The sequence below is a fragment of the Phytobacter cepae genome (assembly GCF_054165735.1).
Genome location: NZ_CM135107.1, coordinates 1,568,517 through 1,587,546, shown reverse-complemented (window position 1 = coordinate 1,587,546; position 19,030 = coordinate 1,568,517). Strand labels below are relative to the sequence as shown.

14 protein-coding genes are annotated in these 19,030 nt (G+C 50.8%); 6 read left to right on the top strand and 8 right to left on the bottom strand.

Annotated elements, in window-relative coordinates:
* Positions 1-216: 216 nt before the first annotated feature.
* The 4 genes from ACUY4Q_RS07370 (at position 217) to ACUY4Q_RS07355 (ending at position 6,533) form a co-directional block, all read left to right on the top strand.
* Positions 217-1,428, top strand: a complete 1,212-nt coding sequence (locus ACUY4Q_RS07370; protein WP_458046397.1) for a M20 aminoacylase family protein — start codon at positions 217-219, stop codon at positions 1,426-1,428.
* A gap of 79 nt (positions 1,429-1,507) precedes the next feature.
* Complete coding sequence (locus tag ACUY4Q_RS07365) at positions 1,508-2,815, top strand: MFS transporter (protein WP_458046396.1); 1,308 nt, start codon at positions 1,508-1,510, stop codon at positions 2,813-2,815.
* 504 nt (positions 2,816-3,319) lie between these two features.
* Positions 3,320-4,870, top strand: a complete 1,551-nt coding sequence (locus ACUY4Q_RS07360) for a GMC oxidoreductase (RefSeq protein ID WP_458046395.1) — start codon at positions 3,320-3,322, stop codon at positions 4,868-4,870.
* 118 nt (positions 4,871-4,988) lie between these two features.
* The gene (locus ACUY4Q_RS07355) at positions 4,989-6,533 is read left to right on the top strand and encodes a GMC family oxidoreductase (RefSeq protein ID WP_458046394.1); all 1,545 of its coding nucleotides are present in this window, start codon (positions 4,989-4,991) and stop codon (positions 6,531-6,533) included.
* 156 nt (positions 6,534-6,689) lie between these two features.
* Here ACUY4Q_RS07355 and asd read toward each other — a convergent pair whose 3' ends face one another.
* From asd to ttrB, 4 genes are all read right to left on the bottom strand, one after another.
* The gene (gene asd, locus ACUY4Q_RS07350; RefSeq protein ID WP_458046393.1) at positions 6,690-7,559 is read right to left on the bottom strand and encodes an archaetidylserine decarboxylase; all 870 of its coding nucleotides are present in this window, start codon (positions 7,557-7,559) and stop codon (positions 6,690-6,692) included.
* Positions 7,560-7,793: 234 nt separating this feature from the next.
* Positions 7,794-10,865, bottom strand: coding sequence for a tetrathionate reductase subunit TtrA (gene ttrA / locus ACUY4Q_RS07345; protein ID WP_458046392.1), 3,072 nt, complete (start codon positions 10,863-10,865; stop codon positions 7,794-7,796).
* A complete protein-coding gene (gene ttrC / locus ACUY4Q_RS07340; RefSeq protein ID WP_458046391.1) occupies positions 10,858-11,880 on the bottom strand; it encodes a tetrathionate reductase subunit TtrC in 1,023 nt (340 codons plus the stop codon). Before ttrC ends, ttrA begins: the two co-directional genes overlap by 8 nt.
* A complete protein-coding gene (gene ttrB / locus ACUY4Q_RS07335; RefSeq protein WP_458046390.1) occupies positions 11,868-12,617 on the bottom strand; it encodes a tetrathionate reductase subunit TtrB in 750 nt (249 codons plus the stop codon). Before ttrB ends, ttrC begins: the two co-directional genes overlap by 13 nt.
* 167 nt (positions 12,618-12,784) lie before the next feature.
* On the opposite strand from ttrB, the gene ttrS reads away from it, so the two are divergent.
* A complete protein-coding gene (gene ttrS, locus ACUY4Q_RS07330; protein ID WP_458046389.1) occupies positions 12,785-14,509 on the top strand; it encodes a tetrathionate respiration histidine kinase TtrS in 1,725 nt (574 codons plus the stop codon).
* Positions 14,510-14,523: 14 nt separating this feature from the next.
* Positions 14,524-15,129, top strand: a complete 606-nt coding sequence (gene ttrR / locus ACUY4Q_RS07325) for a tetrathionate respiration response regulator TtrR (protein WP_458046388.1) — start codon at positions 14,524-14,526, stop codon at positions 15,127-15,129.
* Positions 15,130-15,292: 163 nt separating this feature from the next.
* Here the strand turns inward: ttrR and ACUY4Q_RS07320 are convergent, their stop codons facing one another.
* The 4 genes from ACUY4Q_RS07320 to ACUY4Q_RS07305 form a co-directional block, all read right to left on the bottom strand.
* Positions 15,293-15,775: a methyltransferase family protein gene (locus ACUY4Q_RS07320; RefSeq protein WP_458046387.1), complete on the bottom strand. Its 483-nt coding sequence runs from the start codon at positions 15,773-15,775 to the stop codon at positions 15,293-15,295.
* Positions 15,776-15,892: 117 nt separating this feature from the next.
* Positions 15,893-16,279, bottom strand: a complete 387-nt coding sequence (locus ACUY4Q_RS07315; RefSeq protein ID WP_458046386.1) for a RidA family protein — start codon at positions 16,277-16,279, stop codon at positions 15,893-15,895.
* Between the two features lie 150 nt (positions 16,280-16,429).
* Positions 16,430-17,635 carry a cystathionine beta-lyase gene (gene metC / locus ACUY4Q_RS07310; protein ID WP_458046385.1) on the bottom strand — a complete coding sequence of 402 codons (1,206 nt, stop codon included), beginning with the start codon at positions 17,633-17,635 and terminating at the stop codon, positions 16,430-16,432.
* 61 nt (positions 17,636-17,696) lie between these two features.
* Positions 17,697-18,893: an aminotransferase-like domain-containing protein gene (locus tag ACUY4Q_RS07305; RefSeq protein ID WP_458046384.1), complete on the bottom strand. Its 1,197-nt coding sequence runs from the start codon at positions 18,891-18,893 to the stop codon at positions 17,697-17,699.
* Between the last annotated feature and the right edge of the window lie 137 nt (positions 18,894-19,030).

Here is a 19,030-nt window from a genome sequence, read left to right as displayed (position 1 = left end):
GGCATGGGTGAGATGTTTAAAAGGTATTTTACGGTATATCACCTTATATCTATCATTCCTGCCAGACAGGTACAAGTAAGAAGGCATACAGGTGCTGTCATCATAATGAGCCGATCGATAATGTCGGGCGATTTATGTGTATGGCCTCACAAAAAAGTCTCTCTTTATCTTAGAGAAAATTAAATTCACATTTTTATTTAACAAAAGGGTTGCCTTATGCTGACAGAAAATAAAATAAATCTTAATGTGAAAAGGCTCACAGAATTTAGACATGATTTACATATGCACCCCGAATTAAAATTTCAAGAACATCGTACGTCGGACAAAATTGCCGAGTTTCTTGAAACCTTAGGAATACCGTTCAGACGTGGTCTGGCGACGACAGGCATCGTTGGCAGCCTACATGGTTTAAATCGTAGTGCTAACAACCCGGGTCCATCACTGGGCATCAGAGCGGATATAGATGCCCTGCCGTTGCAAGAAGCTAACAATTTCGAATATATCAGTCAGACCAAAGGATGCATGCATGCTTGCGGACATGACGGGCATACAGCAATGCTACTCGGTGCGGCTGAACTTCTGTCTGCTAATCGTAATTTTGATGGGACAGTACATCTCATTTTCCAGCCGGGTGAAGAAGGCGGTGCCGGTGCGCGTATCATGATGAATGAAGGTCTTTTTAATGACTTTCCCTGTCAGGCGGTTTTCGCCTTACATAATTGGCCACAGCTTCCACAAGGAAAAATGGGTACCAAAATTGGCCCAATAATGGCATCTGGGATTACGTTCGAAATCATTGTTCGAGGTAAAGGGGGGCACGCTGCTCTTCCTCATACCACTATCGATCCTGTTCCTATTGCTTGCGCTATTGTTACCCAATTGCAGAGTTTAGTTTCGCGCCGTATTGATCCCCTGGATGCGGCTGTACTGACAATAGGTAAAATACAGGCGGGAAGCTCGCCGAATATCATTCCTGCCGATGCCAGAATTTATGGAACATGCAGAACGCTTACAGATGAAGCCCAAGAAACGATCTTAGAGGGTATTGAACGCATCGCCAGCCATCTGGCGGAAGCACATGGTGCACAAGCCGAGGTAATTATAAACGGTGGTGGCTATCCAAACACCTCAAATCATTCTAAAGAAGCGCAGTTTATGGCCAGAATAATGCGAGAAATCGTCGGCGAAAATAATTCAGATGCGAATGTTCTCCCGGCAATGACGGCGGAAGATTTTGGCTTCATGCTGCAAGAGGTGCCAGGGGCGTATGGCTGGATTGGAAATGGTAATAATGGCGATCTTCACAGCACGTCCTACGACTTTAATGATAAAAACATTGAGTTGGGCGCATATTTTTGGGAAAAACTTGCGCGCGAGTGGTTTCTGACAGAAGCAAAAAAAAAAATAGACCACAGCGATAACAAATAATTAGCACATAAAATATATGCATCTTTAAATTCTACCTATAAAAAATCTACTGACCTACCCGAATGTTAAGGAATATAACATGATAAGTGATAATAATATTTCTTCAGAAACACATACCAGAGAATCAATTCAAAAACCGACCCGACAAAGATTTTATGTATTGGCTATTCTTTTTTTTAGCCTTTCTGTCATTTACTTAGATCGCGTTAACATTTCGATTATAGCTGCGAACACACAATTCTTACAAGAGATGGACCTGGTCGGCAAACCAATATACATCGGGTTATTAATGAGTTTATTTTTGATCACCTATGGTGTTTCTAATGTCATCCTTAGCCCTATAGGTGATTTAATTGGTCCGCGTAAGGCTATGATTATCGCCTATGTCATTATAAGCTTATCTCTTCTCCTGGGTGGACTCTCAAGTGTTTTTGGGGTTTTACTCGGCACGCGTATTTTATTAGGTGTTGGTGAAGGTCTGTATTACCCAATGCAAAATACATTTATCAAAAACTGGTTTCCGCCAGGCGAGAGAGGACGCGCGAATACAGCGTGGATTTTAGGGCAGTCTCTCTCTCCCGCTGTCGCAATGCCCGTCTTTACCTGGATAATCGCCGCCTGGTCGTGGCGGCACACATTTTATTTCTCCTTTGTGCTGAGCGTAATCCCGCTGGTTTTCATCTATTTTTTTACATCAAATACGCCGCGCGAATGCAAGTACATTAATAAATCTGAACTGGACATCATAGAATCAGGCATAACAAGTAAAGAAAGTATTAACGAAACCAGGCAGCGGCCTTCAATCATCTCTCGCTCTAAAATCTATCTTTGCAATGCTCATTTCTGGATGTTGTTAGTCATTTTCGCATCAAATTCGATGCTGTCGTGGGGCATCGTCACCTGGCTTCCGACCTACCTGAATACTGAACGTGGCTTTTCCTGGACTAACGTAGGTTGGATGTCATCCTTACCCTTTATCTTTGGCTTGCTTTTTAAAATTATCTCTGGCGTTGTCGTTGATAGAACCGGTAAAAAAGGGATGATAATGCTCATCTCGGCACTACTTTGCGCGGGTAGCATTCTGATGGGAGTGAACATTACCAATAATTTCCTGGCTGCAATAATCATCTCATTCGGCATTGGAGCATCATCCATGCAACTCCCATGCGTATTTACTTTGCTACAAGGCATGGTCCCTTCTGAGGCGATATCCTCTGCCGCAGGTGCATTGAATGGAATGGCAGTGGGTTTTGGTGCTTTGTCCCCAGTATTAATTGGTTTAATATTGAGCTTAACTCACAATTTTTATTCAGTTATGTATTTATTGATTGGCATAGTAATGGCTGGCGCTCTTTTTTCACTTTTTTTTGCGCTGAAGCGGCTTTAATTACCGAATAAGAATTTTTCTGCTATCCCTTCTCTAAAACTGGCGACATACTTTGTCGCCAGAAACCCCTTCACGACATCTAATAAATAATTAATATTATAAAATTAGCCTTTTATTTTTTGCCTTTACCCTTTCCTGTTCTACCCCCCTGTAACCTGACTATAGCCAGTCATAATCGGCTCGGATTAAAAGGCAATGATACCGACAGCAAACAGACGCAACGTTGAAGTAAATTCATAAGAGCTTTGAGTTTAAATTAATTAACCCCCAATGCTTTTAAAAAACCGTTTAAATACGGCACGTTACTGTCAGGAAAGTTTATGTTTCAACAGTAGATACATTATCTACCTTGTCGCGATTGTATTAACTCCAGACAATGATTTTGCAACAAGAAACCACCCAGCCATTAACAATAATAACCACATTGACTGAGTCGTTTATTTAGTATTTCAAACTTTCCCAATTAATGCGGGCAAAATATCGTTTAACAGATCGGATGTCTTAATGAAAAACCAGGCGGAAACAGTGGTCATTGGAAGTGGTTTTGGCGGCGCCATTGCGGCGAAGCGTCTTGCAGATGCCGGACGCGATGTGCTGATGCTGGAAAGAGGCCCCTGGCGTGATACGGTGCCCAATCACTCGATAGGCATCGCAAACCTTGCCCCTCTGCCCCAAGGGAAAAAAGCCTATACGTACGGTTTAAGATCGCTCGGCTCATATCGCCTTAATAAAGTTATCCTTTTGAATAAAAAAGGCTTTATTGAAACATTTAGTGGTAAAGGGATTCATATTATCTGCTCGTCCAGCGTCGGCGGCGGCAGTCACGTCTATGCCGCCATGTTGGCAAAACCGTCCGATCCCGATTACTGGGCTCATCGTCATCCGCTGTTATCAAAAACGGTAATGGATGGTTATTATGCCGAAATCCTCGCGCTCCTGAAGGCCAGGCCTGTTAACGATAACGATCGCGTACCGAATAATATCAGCCAGACCAATTACGATGGCACATTATCGACGAAGGAACTCGCGAACCCTTCTATTGGGTTCTTACTTCCTGCTCAACCCGGCACTGCTGCCAAAGTAATTGATGACAATGGTGTTGAGCGCTGGGAGTGTGAATACAGAAATAACAGCATTCTGGGTTCCCCCAGCGGCGCTAAGACCACACTCGATTTTTCCGTTGTCTGGCCAGCGATACGCAGCGGTCTGGTGGTTCGGGATATGTGTGAAGTAACGGTGATTCACAGGCTGCAAACAGATGATGCTGACGGGATGCGTTATGAAATTTCCTATCGCGATCATCAAAGCAACAGGAATGAATGCGTGCGTGCGCGACATGTGATTTTAGCCGCAGGTTGCCTGAACACGGTCCGCTTGCTGATGCACAGCCGTAGCGCCAGCCCGGGCCTGGAGGGTATGCCGCGCCTGGGTAAAGGATTTGGTACCAATGGCGGCTACTTTGGTTTTTGGCAAGAGACCAGCGCTCGCGATCTCTCGACAGGTCTTCCCCTCTGCGGCCCGTTTCGGGTGGCCAACTCCACCAGCCGATCCGTCCAGGTTTTACGCGCGGCTATCCAGGGGCTGGACGATATCCCCTTCCCTGCCTTCATCAAAAAGTGGTTCCGAAAGAACGCCTTCATCGTTGCGCTGGGCAAAGACAATAACAACGGTGAGATGTCATTAAATCATGGCAAGTTCAGCGTGACTTATAACAAAGCACAGAGTGATGTCTATCAGGAGATAGATAACGAAATCAGACAGATAAAAGCCATGACCGGCACCAAAATCTACTCCCCATCAGCACCTGTCACCGTCCAGCCCCTTGGCGGTGCCTGCCTGGGTACCTCTAATCAGGACGGTGTAACGGGTCACAACGGTGAGGTGTTTGACAACCCAGGCCTGTATATCGCCGATGCGGCCGCGCTACCCGAGTCACCTGGCAGGCCTCCCAGTCTGACCATTGCCGCCTGGGCCGCCAACGTTGCTGACAAGCTGCTCGACACGCTCAAGCATGAGTCTTTGCAACAGAACGGTTCGGCTTCGTCATCCCGTTAGTACTACAGAGCACGTATTTATCCGAACGGAGCAGTTTACCCGTCGCTCCGCCCTTCCCATCGTCCCACCCGGGCTCTTTTTAACAGTGTCCCGGCGGGATCAGCTACAAGGTTGGTCAATGACAAAGCAAGTTGAAGTACTGATTATTGGCAGTGGTTTTGGCGGCGCAATTGCCGCACGACGCCTGGCCGCTGCGGGTCGAGATGTGTTAATGCTGGAGCGTGGCCCCTGGCGTGATACGGTGCCGAATCGTTCAATCGGTCTCAAAAATCTCGTTCCACTCCCTCAGGGAAGCAAAGCCTTCACGCATGGCCTGAGAACGGTAGGCTCGCATCTGTTCAAAAAGACATTAACCTTTAACAACAAGGGTTTTATCGAAGCCTATGCAGGTAAAGGGATCAACATTATCTGCTCGTCGGGCGTAGGTGGCGGCAGCCATGTATATGCCGGCTTTCTGGACAGGCCGCTGGCCGCAAACTATTGGGATAACCACCATCCCGAGATAAGCCAGAAGAAAATGGAACGCTACTACGACGAAATAATCGAGGCTTTTAATGCTCGCCCGCTTACCGCCGCCGACAAAGCGCCTAACCGCATTGAAGAGGCAAATTATCATGGCTTGCTGACTCCCCTTGGCGATCCGGCAATCGGCATGTTGGTGGCAAAACAACCCGGCTTCCCGACCAAAATAACGGACAGTAATGGCATCGAACGCTGGGAGTGTGACATGAAAAATAACAGTTTCCTGGGTTCGCCTTCCGGGGCAAAAACGACCCTCGACTTTGCCTTCATCTGGCCTGCGGTAAAACAGGGGCTGGTTGTGCAGGAGATGTGTGAAGCCTTGTCGATCCATAAACTTGAACCGCAAGCCCACAGCGCTATGCGCTATGAAGTGCGTTACCGCAACCATCTGAGCGGAAAGGTCGAAAGCGTTCAGGCAGAACATCTTATTTTGGCTGCCGGAGCCCTGAATACCCTGAGGCTGTTGCTACGCAGTCGCGACAATGAAGGGGGGCTTACGGGCATGCCCCGACTGGGCCAAAAATTCAGCGGCAACGGCGACTTCTTCGGCGTCTGGAAAGAAAATAGTGCGACAGACCTGTCGAAAGGCATGCCTATCGCTTCCCCCTTCCGCCTGAAAGACTCCACCAACGAACGTGTAATTGTCCTGCGTGCCAGCATTCAGGGTTTGGATGATGTGCCTGTACCACTGTTTCTCAAGCGTTGGTTACGTAAGCAGTCGGTAATCATCGCCTTTGGTGGCGATGACAGCAACGGCTCCGTTACCCACAACGGCGATAAGTTTAAAATCCACTACAGTAAAAAAGAGAACAGCATTTATGCAGATATTGATGATGAGTTAAAAAACATTAAAGCCCGCACTCAGACAAAAATCTATGCGCCACGGAACCCGGTTACGGTCCATCCGATGGGCGGGGCCTGTCTGGGCTCGTCGAACGAGGATGGTGTCGTGGGTGCGAATGGTGAAGTATTTGGTCATCCCGGGTTGTACGTCGCCGACTCCTCCGCGCTTCCTGCCTCTCCGGGCGGTGCGCCCAGCCTGACCATTGCCGCCTGGTCGGCTAACGTCGCAGACAGGCTGATAAAACAGCTCGAAGCGCGCAACGTCACCGATGAAAAAGAACAACAGGCGGTGGCATAACCGGAATTATGCCCGCCTTAAGCGGGCCTCTTGCGGTGTATACCGCTTTCAGGCGAATGCCGGAAATGCCAGCCTACCGCTCGCTCAATGCTGATGACGAACGCCGCCCTCTCGAAACGCTCAGCCATCGTTAAATACAGGGGCTTAACTGCCCCTTTACTCGCAAGATCTTTCCCCCATCTTCTCCCCAAACCGTACGACACTTCCAGCCGCCAGCGTGCTCTTCCAGTTTACCTGTCCCGGCCCAAACAAAACGATGACCGTAGAACCCAGTTTAAAATGCCCGAGCTCTTCACCTCTTTCGAGTCGGATGGTCTTCTTGGCAAACGATGTATAACGAACGGATTTCACACCCTGCCCGGGTGGATTTATTCGCCCCGCCCATGACGTCACAATCGATCCAACAACCATGGCCCCAATCAAAATGACCGCCATCGGCCCCAGCTCGGTGTCAAACAAGCAAACAACGCGCTCATTACGCGCAAAAATTGTTGGCACCTGCCTGACCGTTGTGTTGTTTACTGAAAAGAGTTTGCCGGGAATAAACAACATTTCTCGCAATGTACCTGCCACTGGCATATGCACGCGATGATAATCCCCTGGAGAGAGATAAATGGTGGCATAGGCGCCAGATGAAAAGTTCAGTGCGTTTTTTTCATCGCCGCCCAGCAGTGCTGTCAGGCTGTAATCATGCCCCTTCGCCTGGAAGAGTCGGCCCTGTTTAATTGTACCGACCTGGCTGACGGTGCCATCTGCAGGACTCAATACTGCACGTTCTTCATCCGCGATGGGCCTGGCCTCCGCTTTTAATGAGCGGGTAAAAAAGGCGTTAAAACTCTCATACTCGTTAGCATCTTCGACGAGGGCGTCACGCATATCCACGTGGTACCGACGCACAAACCAGGTGATGAAAAGCGTTTTAACCCAGGGAGACCGGCATTCAGCGAGACCACCAATGAGCTGTGACAAAAAATGTTGTGGCACCAGATATTGAAACAAAATAAATAGACGGTCTTTGAAGGGCATCCACGCAACTCCATGCCAGAAAAGCGTCCGTACGCTTTAGAGTGGAAATAAGCAGGAGAATATTCTCACGGCTTCCTGCCCGCCCGACAAGGGAGATAAATTGCGTATGGCAGCAAGATATTCTTTTTAATGCCAGGCATAGGTACTGCATTTATGTTCAGGCAGTTCAACCAGCAATGCGCTCTGGCACGACGTTAAGGCACGTGGTGGCTCCAGTGACGAAGCCACCCCGTTTTACGCTTTCACAATCACCGCAGGTAACCCTTGCCGCACGGCCGACCCGGTGACCCAGTCAAGCCAGGGGCCCGGGACCTTACGGGTAGGGTCAGCAAAGCCCAAATCATTAAGATTCACACCGGAGGCAATAGGGGGTTTATGCGCCAGCGGTTCGCCGTCAAGCCAATGCTGACGCGCACCCATCTCTTTATGCCCGTAACCGTGCTCTATGGCGATCACCCCCGGCATGACGCCAGAGAGTAAACTGACCCGCGCCTCTACACTCCCGCCCGGCGTGGTGATTCGCACGTTATCGCCATGCTGCAGCCCAAAGCGTTTACCCTCTTCAGGATGAATAGCGACCAGACCTATCGGCTTCACATGATGTAACCGTTCAACCACGGTGGTTGAACTGCTCATCAGGTTTGATTTGAAAGACATTAGCTTCATCGGCCATTTCTCTGGCGGATAGATCTCATCGAGCGCACGACCATCGGACACCCGGGCCGGGTACCAGGTCGGGCAGCCGCTGAATCGCTCCCCCGTCATGGCATATTTGAACATGGCCACCTCGGCATTCCAGATTTGCAGCGGTTTGTTCCACTCATTACCTACCGCTCCCGCTTTACGCCCCGAGGCATCCGGTGCGAACCGCCCTCCCCGACTGTAAAGAAACGCCACGGGCAGCGCCTCTTCTGGCTTTAACGTCTTGCGGATTGACGGGAAAATACGATCCACACCAGACAACATAAGATCCTGTTCACCCGCTGGCGGCAGCGGCTTCTGCCCGGCGAACGCAATGTTGGCCGCTACGCGTAGGTAGTAATCCTCTGCGCTGTTCAGGTCATGCATCGTGCCTTGCGCATCGGGTATCGCTTTCTCACCAAACCCCGGTAATTGCATCCGTTTTGCCACCGCAATGCAGAAAGATTCCATGGAAACCGGCTCACCCAGCGCTGCTTTGGTGGTGGCAGAAGTGACAACAGGCCAGCGTGCCGTCGACGTTTTACTCGCCACCCCGCCCCAGGGGGCACTGAAGCCCCAGCTTTCAAAGTTGTGGGTATCCGGCACGATATAATCCGCCAGCGCGGTCGTCTCATTCATAAAGGCGTCGATGGCGATAAATAACGGCAGACGTTGCGGATCGGTGAGTCGCGCTTCAATCACTTTGCGCAATCCGGGGACACCATACAGCGGATTGGTCATATTGGAGATCCATGCCTTCAGCGGATATGGGTAACCCTCAAGCGCCGAGGGCAAAAGCTCGGTCAGTTGCCCGGCCACAAACGGGTACCAGGGGGCGTGAGCGGGCCACGGTGACTGACCATCCGCCACTTTCGCCTGATACTCATCCGATTTGGCGTAATCCGCTTTACTACGGGCAATATTGAGCCCTTTCGGCGCGACCTTGCCAGGGAACTGCTCAAAGTTATAGCAAGGTCCGTTAATCTCGCCATTGAATTTGCCGCCGCCAACAAACACGCCCCCACTCAGACTCAGGTTGCCCAGCAGCACGTTGAGCATCATTACCGACCAGGCATTATAAAAGCCGTTGCCGGACATCATTCCGCCGTGGGTAACCACCGCCGCTTTGCGCCCATGCGCGGTGAACGCTTTCGCCAACGCAATAATTTGTGCGACAGCTACCCCACATGCCTGGCTGTACTGCTCCAGGCTGAAACGTTGGGCCGACTCCGTCAAACATTGGAAACTGCTTTTTACCGTAACCGTGGAACCGTCGTGCAACGTTACCGCCTGCACCACGTGCAGAGCCCCACGCTCGCACTGACTGACAGGTACCAGCACACCCGCCTCATTGAGCACCAGCGGTTCATCGGCCTGGACGCCAGAACCATTCAGATGAGCAACGCTCAGATGCTTGCCTGCCAGCGGATGATGTTCATCGCAAATGACCAGCCAGGGAGCGTTACTCCAGCTTTTTTCTCCGGCACCCAGCATCGCCTCATGGCTGGTCAGCGTCAGGTACTCAGCAACGTAACGTTTGTTGTCAATAATCCAGCGAATCATCGCCATCGCCAGCGCGGAATCCGTTCCCGGCTTCACCGGTAGCCAGTGGCCATGATCGTCAGCCAGTATTGTAGTGAGCGGTAACGCAGGTGCCACCACCACATAACTGAAGGTGTTTCGTAAGCGAGCACTGGCCAGCTGGCTCGCCTGACGCTTGAAGGGATTGCCGGACTGTGCAGGAGAGGTGCCCATAAACAGGGCAAACTCCACGTTTTCCCAGTCAGGCTTAACATGCGGATTTTTATCGAGATCGCCCATCAACGCACCGGAACCCGCACGGTAAGCAAGCCCGCAATAGGCGCCGTGCGCGCCAAAATTTTTGGAACCGAAACTGTTTAATGCAAAACGGCGCAGGAATCCGTCACGGCCTTCGTCGCTGGTGTTGGTCACCAGCAGTTGGTTCGCCTTCGGCCCATACGCGGGATGTTTCGCATCCACGGGCGTGTTAAGGTCACGAATGGCACGAAGCCCGTCCACATGGCCCTCACCAAACAAATTGCCCCCCTCGACCACCTCGTTGACCAGTTGCTCAAAGCTGATGCGCTGCCACTTGCCTTCCCCGCGTTTTCCGACGCGCTTCATGGGGGTCAGAATACGCAGCGGGCTGCTCAGACTCTCGAGCAGCGTTGCCCCACGCGCGCAGGCGGTGGAGCGCGATTCCAACCCACTTTCCCCGGCCATTTTTTCCAGCGCCTCAGCAAAGGGCATCCGACTGTCGAACGGTCGCTCATGCGAGAGCGGATGCCACGGATTTCCGGCGATACGAATGACTTTGTTCGCCGTTTTGTCGACGCGCGCACGGATACCGCACAGCGTCCAGCAACCAAAGCACTGCGTCATGGATATCGCCTGGTTGGGATTATGCTGCCAGCCGCTGCGGCTGACGCCTTCTGGAATCAGGGAATTACCGTTGATTCTGTCACGCGTTACCTTGCCAGACGTACCGTTAAGCAGCCCGTCCAGGGCCCGTTTTGCCACATCGCGATAGCTCAAACCGAACGCGGCAACTCCCCCCACAGCAACCCCAATTTTTAGCCAATGACGGCGAGATAGTTCAGCCATTCTGAAGCCTCCTTGATAGCCAGTTGACGCATTCCCTGACGATGATCATTAGGGAGAACCACAGACCAAAAGTGCCGATAATCGCCAGCAGTCCATCGGTCCCCATGGGCAGGTGATAAGCGTTAATGAGGGCGTTATATTTCGGCACCGTTTGTCCGCCAATTAACAACGCCCAGCGCAGGGTCCAGCACAATGTTGCAATCAGCAGCGTACTCACCAGAGTCACCGACAGTGGGAACCTATAGCGAGTCGCCCCCAGCGCAACCGCCAGCGCAACGCCCCACAATGCCGTAACAGCCAGCATGTAAAGACGAATTTCCGTACCGAGCTGCCACTGCTGGCGCAGTGCGTGACCTGACAACGTGTCCCCAAAAAACCATGCCAGCGTCACCGCTGCCAGCAGCAGTAGCGTCATCACCTGAACTTTCGCCAGCATACGAACAAGATCGCGTTGCTTATGCATGACCAGACTGACGAACGACAAGAGCGCACTCATCGCACTCGCGAACATCACTAGCGGATATCCGTAGCTAAACCATAGCGGTCTGGCCCGAACCACGGACACCTCCCGCCCGGTATAGAGCAGCAGACCGACCGCCGTCAGCGCGGTAGCAAGCGCCAGCCAGCGCATCAACGGGGTGAAGCGATCCGTCTTCACGCGCAGATGGAAAAGCACAAACCATAGCCCAACGCAGACGGTAAACAGCGGCAGAAACAGTGCCCCCCAGGGCATCCACGACCAGGGCGTAGGCCAGGCATAAAAGTGCCAGAAACGGGCGGTCTGATGCAGATCGGCGGTCAGCGCTAACGGCGCAGTTACCCCACAGGTTAAGGCGATAAACAGGCAAACTCGCTCGAATCTTTCACTATGCTGATGCGTTAACCAGCGTGCTGTACAAGCCAACAGCGCCGCACAGGCGGCGATACCAATAAAGAAAAAATACTGCACCGCCCAGGGTAGCCAGGTAATGTCCTGAGGCAGAGCCACCACCTCTTCAATGATCAGGCGTGACATATTTCCACCTCCTGCCAGAGCGCAGGCTGGGCACGCCCCTGAAGCGGCGAAATAAAGGCGTCGTCCAGCCCCAGATAAAAGACGTGTGGCTGGGTCTTATTCTCCGGTTTCAGGACTTTAATCTCTCCCCGATGTGCTGCCAGCAGCGTGTTTATTGTGCTTTTGGGATCCTGCAAATCGCCGATAATCCGCGCACCGCCGACGCAGGACTCCACGCAAGCGGGGAGTAGCCCTGCCTCCAGTCGGTGTGAGCAAAAGGTGCATTTATCCGCCGTCTGGGTGGTGTGGTTGATAAAGCGGGCATCATAAGGACAAGCCTGTACGCAGTAGGCACACCCCACGCAGCGGTTATTATCAATAACCACGATACCGTCCTTGCGCTGGAAGGTGGCCTGCACCGGGCAGACCGGCACACAGGGGGGATCGTCACAGTGGTTACAAAGCCGCGGGAGCAATACGTTGGTGACCTCGTTGCGGTCGGCAAGCTTCACCTGATATTGGCTGACGGTGGTGCGAAACGCTCCCTGAGGTGTCTGGTTTTCTATCGTGCAACTCACCGTACATGACTGGCAGCCAATGCAACGGCGTAAATCAATAAGCATGGCGTAGCGATGCGTATCGGAACCTTCGCGCCGCCTGGGCTTCAATCTGAGACTGGCATCCGCAAGCGGGATCAGTGTTGCTCCGGCGGTGACAACACCCAATTGCTGTAAAAATTGTCGCTTACTTATGTCCATGGTGACCTCCACTCAGTGCGCGGCTAAGGAAAAGATTAGGGATGGAATTACCTAACCAAATGTGATTAGTTACAGTCTAAAAATCCCGCCGGGTCGCCCTCTATTGTGGTTAACCACATAAACGAAGCGGGCTTGATCTAACGCAAATGAAAAGGGGCCCTTGCCGCATGGATCGCACTGCAAAAATCCTGTTGTTGCTGTTAATCATCGGATTTGCTTCTCCTCTTCTCGCGTCTGAATGGACCATTGGCATCCTCGCCCTGCGTGGTGAAACCGCTACCCAACGTCACTGGCAGCCGCTTATCGATACGCTTAACCATACCGTTCCTGATGCCCATTTCCGCCTGTTGCCTCTAGGGCTCAACGCAATGCGTGAAGCAGTCAATGCAGGAAGCGTTCAGTTTGTTCTCACTAATCAGGCCCAGTTTGTGCAGTTGAACAGTCAATATCATTTGCGCTGGCTGGCATCGCTACGTTCCGGGAAAGAGGTATCCGGGGAGAGCATGGCCACCGGCAGCGCAATAGTGGTCCGCCGCGATAGCCACATCACCGGGGCGCGGGATCTGGCTGGTAAAACCCTGGGCGCGGTGGATCCGCAGGCCTTTGGCGGTTATCTGTTGGGCTATCGCGAGTTGCTGGATGCGGGGTTACGTGTGGATGACCAGGTGAAGGTGCGATTTATGGGCTTTCCAGCCGATGCGCTGCTGTACCTTCTGCGTGAAGATGCCATTCAGGCCGCCATCGTTCCGGTATGCCTACTGGAAAACATGGATGCAGAAGGGCTTATCGCCAAACAAGACTTTAGCGTGCTGCTACAAAAACAGTCCGCCTTTCCCTGCCAGAGCAGCACCGCGCTTTATCCTGACTGGTCGTTCGCTGCCCTTCCTGGCGTGGAAGACAGGATTGCTGATGCTGTCACAAAAACCTTACTGAACTCGCCTGATACCGGTACCTGGCGCTGGGGTGCTCCGGCCTCTACCAGCCACACGGAAGCCCTGCTGCGTGAAATCAACCGCCACCCAGAACAGCAGCGGATCGGTAAAATGCTGTATGACTGGTTGAATCAACACCGGCTGCTGATTGGACTGATACTCCTGCTGGTTGCGCTGCTTGTGGCTAATTACGGCTGGGTGATGGTGCTGGTGAATCGACGCGGCAAAGCGCTTGAGCAGGCCAACGCCTTGCTTCGCGCGCAACAACAGACGCTGGAGCAGGCAAGGCAGATGAGCGTGCTGGGTGAGATGGCCTCCGGTTTTGCACACGAACTCAACCAGCCGCTCTCCGCTATTCGTATGTATGCCCAGGGCGGGCTGAACTATCTCCCACAGGCAGAAAAAAAAGAGGCAGTGGAAAAGGCGCTGGCGAACATTGACGCACAAGCCGAACGCTGCGGGCATATCATCAAACATTTGCGGGAATGGGCAAGCCCGCAGCAAGACGCTGAAAACACGCCGTGCGAGCCTGGCGACACGCTGCGCCACGTGCTTACCCTGTTACAACTGGATAAGACAACGCCCGCACTCGACGTTCAGGTGAGCAGCCCCCAGTCCACCCGGCTTTGGCTCCCGCCGGTGCTGTTGGAACAGGTACTGGCAAATATCATACTGAATGCGGCGCAGGCAGGCGCAACCCGTCTGTGGGTTAACATCGACGGCACCGCCTCACCACCGTGTATGACTCTGCTGGATAATGCGGGCGGGATGTCAGCAGAACAGCTTGCCGTACTTTTCTGTCCATTTCATTCAACCAAGAAAAGTGGCATGGGGCTGGGATTAGTCATCTGTCAGCGCCTTCTTCGCAGCATCAATGGTGAGATTAGCGTCCATAATCACAGCGCGCCGGATGGCTGCTGTGGTTTACTCGTCACCCTCACCTTCCCAGCCAGCCAATGATACGGACTACCCTGATGATTCATTTAGTGGATGATGACGAAGCTGTCACAAACTCATGCTGTTTTCTGCTCGAAAGCCTGGGTTACCCGGTGCAGTGCTGGAATCAAAGCGAACGCTTTTTGCGGGAAGCGCCGCTCGGCGAAACGGGCATCGCACTGCTGGATATGCGGATGCCGGGTATGGACGGGCATTGCCTATTCCAGGCAATGCGCGAGCAAAGCAGTACTCTTGCCGTTATCTTCCTGACGGGCCACGGGGATATCCCGATGGCGGTAGAAGAGATTCAGTCAGGTGCCGTCGATTTCTTACAAAAACCCGTTGCTTTAAATGCCCTTCAAGAGGCCATCAGTAAAGGCTACGAACACTCCTTACGTTTGGTGAAGATGCATCAGCTAAAGCAGCGATACCGGCAGTTGACGGCTAAAGAAAGGGAGGTGGCTCGCTATGTCGCTTCAGGCAGGATGAACAAAGATATCGCGGCACAGATGAATATTGCTTTACGCACAGTTGAAGTTCACCGCTCCCGAGTGATGGAAAAGATGGAGGCCAAAACGATGGCAGAATTGATCATGCAAATGAATACCATCCATTTATCCACTCACGGATTACCTGGGCGATAAAAGACAGGCGATGATTTATAGATAATATGTGAAACCCGGAGTTGAACAGGTTAATTGGGCAATTTTGAGTCTGAATATCCTGATGTTTAAAACATCTGATAACACGACCAGGTTTTTTCCCCCAAGGGACTGCCGGAAGAATAATGGCTTTACAGCAATAACGTTAAACCCAACACCGTGTTTTTTTCTGGTATGCCGACCACGCAGGGCCAAAAATACGCTGCATCGACGCTTCTTCGCACTCAATATGCAGGCGTGTCAGCAAGAAAATAAGCAAAGGTGTCATCAGAAAACCCGCTATGCAGTGCAGCAGCAGCGCGCAGGATAGCTGAATGCCAATAAACCCCAGGTAGACTGGATTGCGTGAAAAATGGTAACAGCCCGTGGTGATTAATACATGGACTTTATTCGCGTGCAGCGCATTTATGGTTGTCTTGTTGCGAACCAACTGTAACAGGCTGGAAATGATGACGGATACCGATGTAACGCCAAGGAGGATGGAAAGACAAAATGTGAGGGTTGGAGAAATCATTTCTTGCAGTCTGGTATCCACAGGCCAGCAAACCAAAATATCAAAGAGTAAAAACAGCAGGAGTAACACGGGGGGAACCAGCCATTTGCGAAGTCCATGATAGAGAGGTGACATAACTCATCCCTGCTTTAAACACTGAAAAAATACCCATTATAAACAAAAAAAGGAGAGCAATAGCGAAACAGAGAACCACCCCTGAAGCATTATCACGCTATGCCCTCCCCCGCTAAATTATTTTTTAATGTAGGCGACGGCTTCTATTTCTACCAATGCATCTTTCGGCAATTTTCCTGCCTGAATACAAGAGCGCGCAGGTGCGCCAACATCGCCAAAGAATTCGGTATAGACTTCATTAAATGCGGCGAAGTCCTCCATTCTTCCCAGGAAACAGGTGGTTTTAATAACGGTATCCAATGATGCGCCGGCTTGCTCCAGTACCACTTTTACATTGAGCAGAGACTGACGCGTTTGTGCTTTAATTTCATCAGCAGGAAACGCCATCGTTGCCGGGTCAAGAGGCAACTGCCCGGACGTGAAGACCAGATCGCCAAACGAAATAGCCTGAGAATAAGGTCCGATCGCGGCGGGTGCAGATTCAGTATTAATAATCGATTTCATTACGTTCTCCTGTGAATAAATAATGTCATGCCCTGGCCTGGATATACGTAGGCAAAAATAACCCACTGGCGGTGGCAGGATGATGACGTAAAGACGTGCGCTTTCCAGTGGTTGCTCCAGCGCCGTCTGGCGCAACCACATGCTGTAAAATTAACCGGCCAGATGGCGCAGAGCCTGATCGAGGTCTTTGACTAAATCGATGGGATCCTCTAAACCAATCTGCAGACGGAACGCCTCGCCTTCATAGGGCCAATGATATTCAGGGCGGTCTTTACGCGGATTGAAGGGGATTGCCAGGCTTTCAAAGCCGCCCCATGAGAAACCAATGCCAAAGTATTCCAGGCTATCAATAAACTTCTCGACAGACGCTTTTGAATACTGCGGCTTCAGCACCACGCTGAACAGCCCGCTTGAGCCCGTGAAGTCGCGTTTCCAGATCTCATGGCCCGGACATGACGGTAATGCCGGGTGTAACACCTGTTCAACTTCAGGACGTTCCTCAAACCACTTGGCAATTTTCAATGCCGAAGCCTGGTGACGCTCAAGACGGAGCGACATGGTGCGCAGGCCACGCTGAGCGAGGTAGACGTCATCCGGGGCAGCGTGCAAACCAAACAGGTAGACGAAGCGACGAATCGCAAGCCAGGTCTCTTTATTCGCTGTGATGAGCCCCATCTGGGCGTCAGAGTGGCCAACGATGTATTTGGTAGCAGCATGGACCGAAACATCCACCCCATGATCGAAGGGTTTAAAGAACAAGGGGGTTGCCCATGTATTATCAATAATCACTTTGGCATTACGCTCATGAGCGATTTTAGTGATGGCCGGAATATCCTGAATATCGAAGGTCTGGGACCCAGGGGATTCAGTAAAGACCACCGTCGTGTTGTCTTTGAACAGATCGACAATACCGCTGCCTATTGACGGATCAAAGAAGGTGGCAGAGACACCCATTTTCGCCAAAACATTATTGACGAAACCACGTGTTGGCCCGTAAACGCTACCGCTGACAAGAATATGGTCGCCCGCTTTCACCAACGCCAGCAATGCACTTGTACAGGCAGCAAGGCCGGTCGGCACTAACAGAGAGCGATGACCACCTTCAAGTTCTGCCAGTGCTTTTTGCACGGCGAATGTCGTCGGCGTACCAAAGCGACCGTAGTACATGACTTCATCTTCCGCATCTTCAAACAGCGCCTGATGACGTTCACTAAGCGCTTGGCAGTTCTTAAAGATAACGGTCGATGCATGGTAGACCGGTGGGTTGACTACGCCCCCAAAAACTTCCGGATCAAACGGACCATGGCAAAGATAGGTCTCTGCTGAAACTTGGTTATCAAAATTGTGATTCGACATTTTCCCTTCCTCTTCTTACTACACTAACTGACTCAATTTATCTGCCCTATTCCACGAGGGATTAAGAGGGCAACGCATTAAGGGAATGTTTCAGCCTCAATACTGCTTCTTTCAGATGTGCGTCCGACACGGTTACGTATGACATCCTCAGCGTTGAGCAGTCTGGCTGATTACAGTAAAAAAACTCCCCTGGTACATAAACAACACCCTGGCTCAATGTCTTGCTGAGCCATTTAGTGGTATTCATTTCATATTTGAACCTCGCCCAAAGAAACATTCCGCCTTTAGGTTTATGAAATGTCAGATGGTCACCTAATTCTTTTTCGAGCTGTTCGCTCAGTATTTGACACTTTTGTTTATAGGATGCCCGGATAATCTCAATCTGATTACCAAGGCGACCCGTTAATAAATAGTGATACGTCAGCGATTGCGAGAGGGCACTGGTGTGTAAATCGGTCGCCTGCTTAAGGTTAACGACTGCTTTTTTCAACCAGTCAGGTACAATCACCCATCCGACACGAGCGCCGGGTGTTAATATCTTCGAAAATGTCGAGGTGTAAATGACATTTTCTGTATTATCCATTTCTTTCGCATAAGCTCTTAAGGGCTTAAAAGTCTCATTTGTGAAGTTAATTTCGCCATAGGGATCATCTTCAATGATAACAAAATTATATCGTCTGGATAATTCAACAAGTCGTTTACGTCGTTCATCTGAAAGTGTTACGCCCCCAGGATTGCCAAATGTCGGCACAATATAAACAGCTTTAATACAGGTTTTTTCTACTAATTGTTCCAGTTCATCAACAATCATTCCATCAGCATCGGTGCCAACCGAAACAAATTCGGCTTCCGCTAACTGAAATATTTGTAAGGCGGCGAGGTATGTCGGTTTTTCAACCACAACTATGTCGCCTGGGTTAATCAATGCACGAGCAACAATATCAAGAGACTGCTGAGAACCTGAAGTCACAATAACGTCATCAACATCGCAAATGATTGTTCTTTTTAGCAGTAACTGGCATATCAGTTGGCGTAAGCCAGGATCGCCCTCACTTAATCCATATTGAAAAGCGTCCTTCCAGGCGTGGGTTAAGACCTTATCCATGGCTATCTGTAGCCCTTCATGATCGAAGAGATCAGGGTTGGGAATACCGCCGCCTAATGAGATTACGCCTTCCATTTTATTATGCTTCAATAACTCCCTGATTGCTGACGATTGCAGGTTTTGTACTTTTTGGGCAATTTTTATATTTGACATCTTTTACACCTTATTTACTTCATCTCAGTCTGGCTTCATCCCACAGACTTTCTAAAGACCATTTACTGCATTGGTCCAGCTAAAAAAAATTGCGGGCCATCATGAATTCAATTAATGATGACCCGCAACACAACACA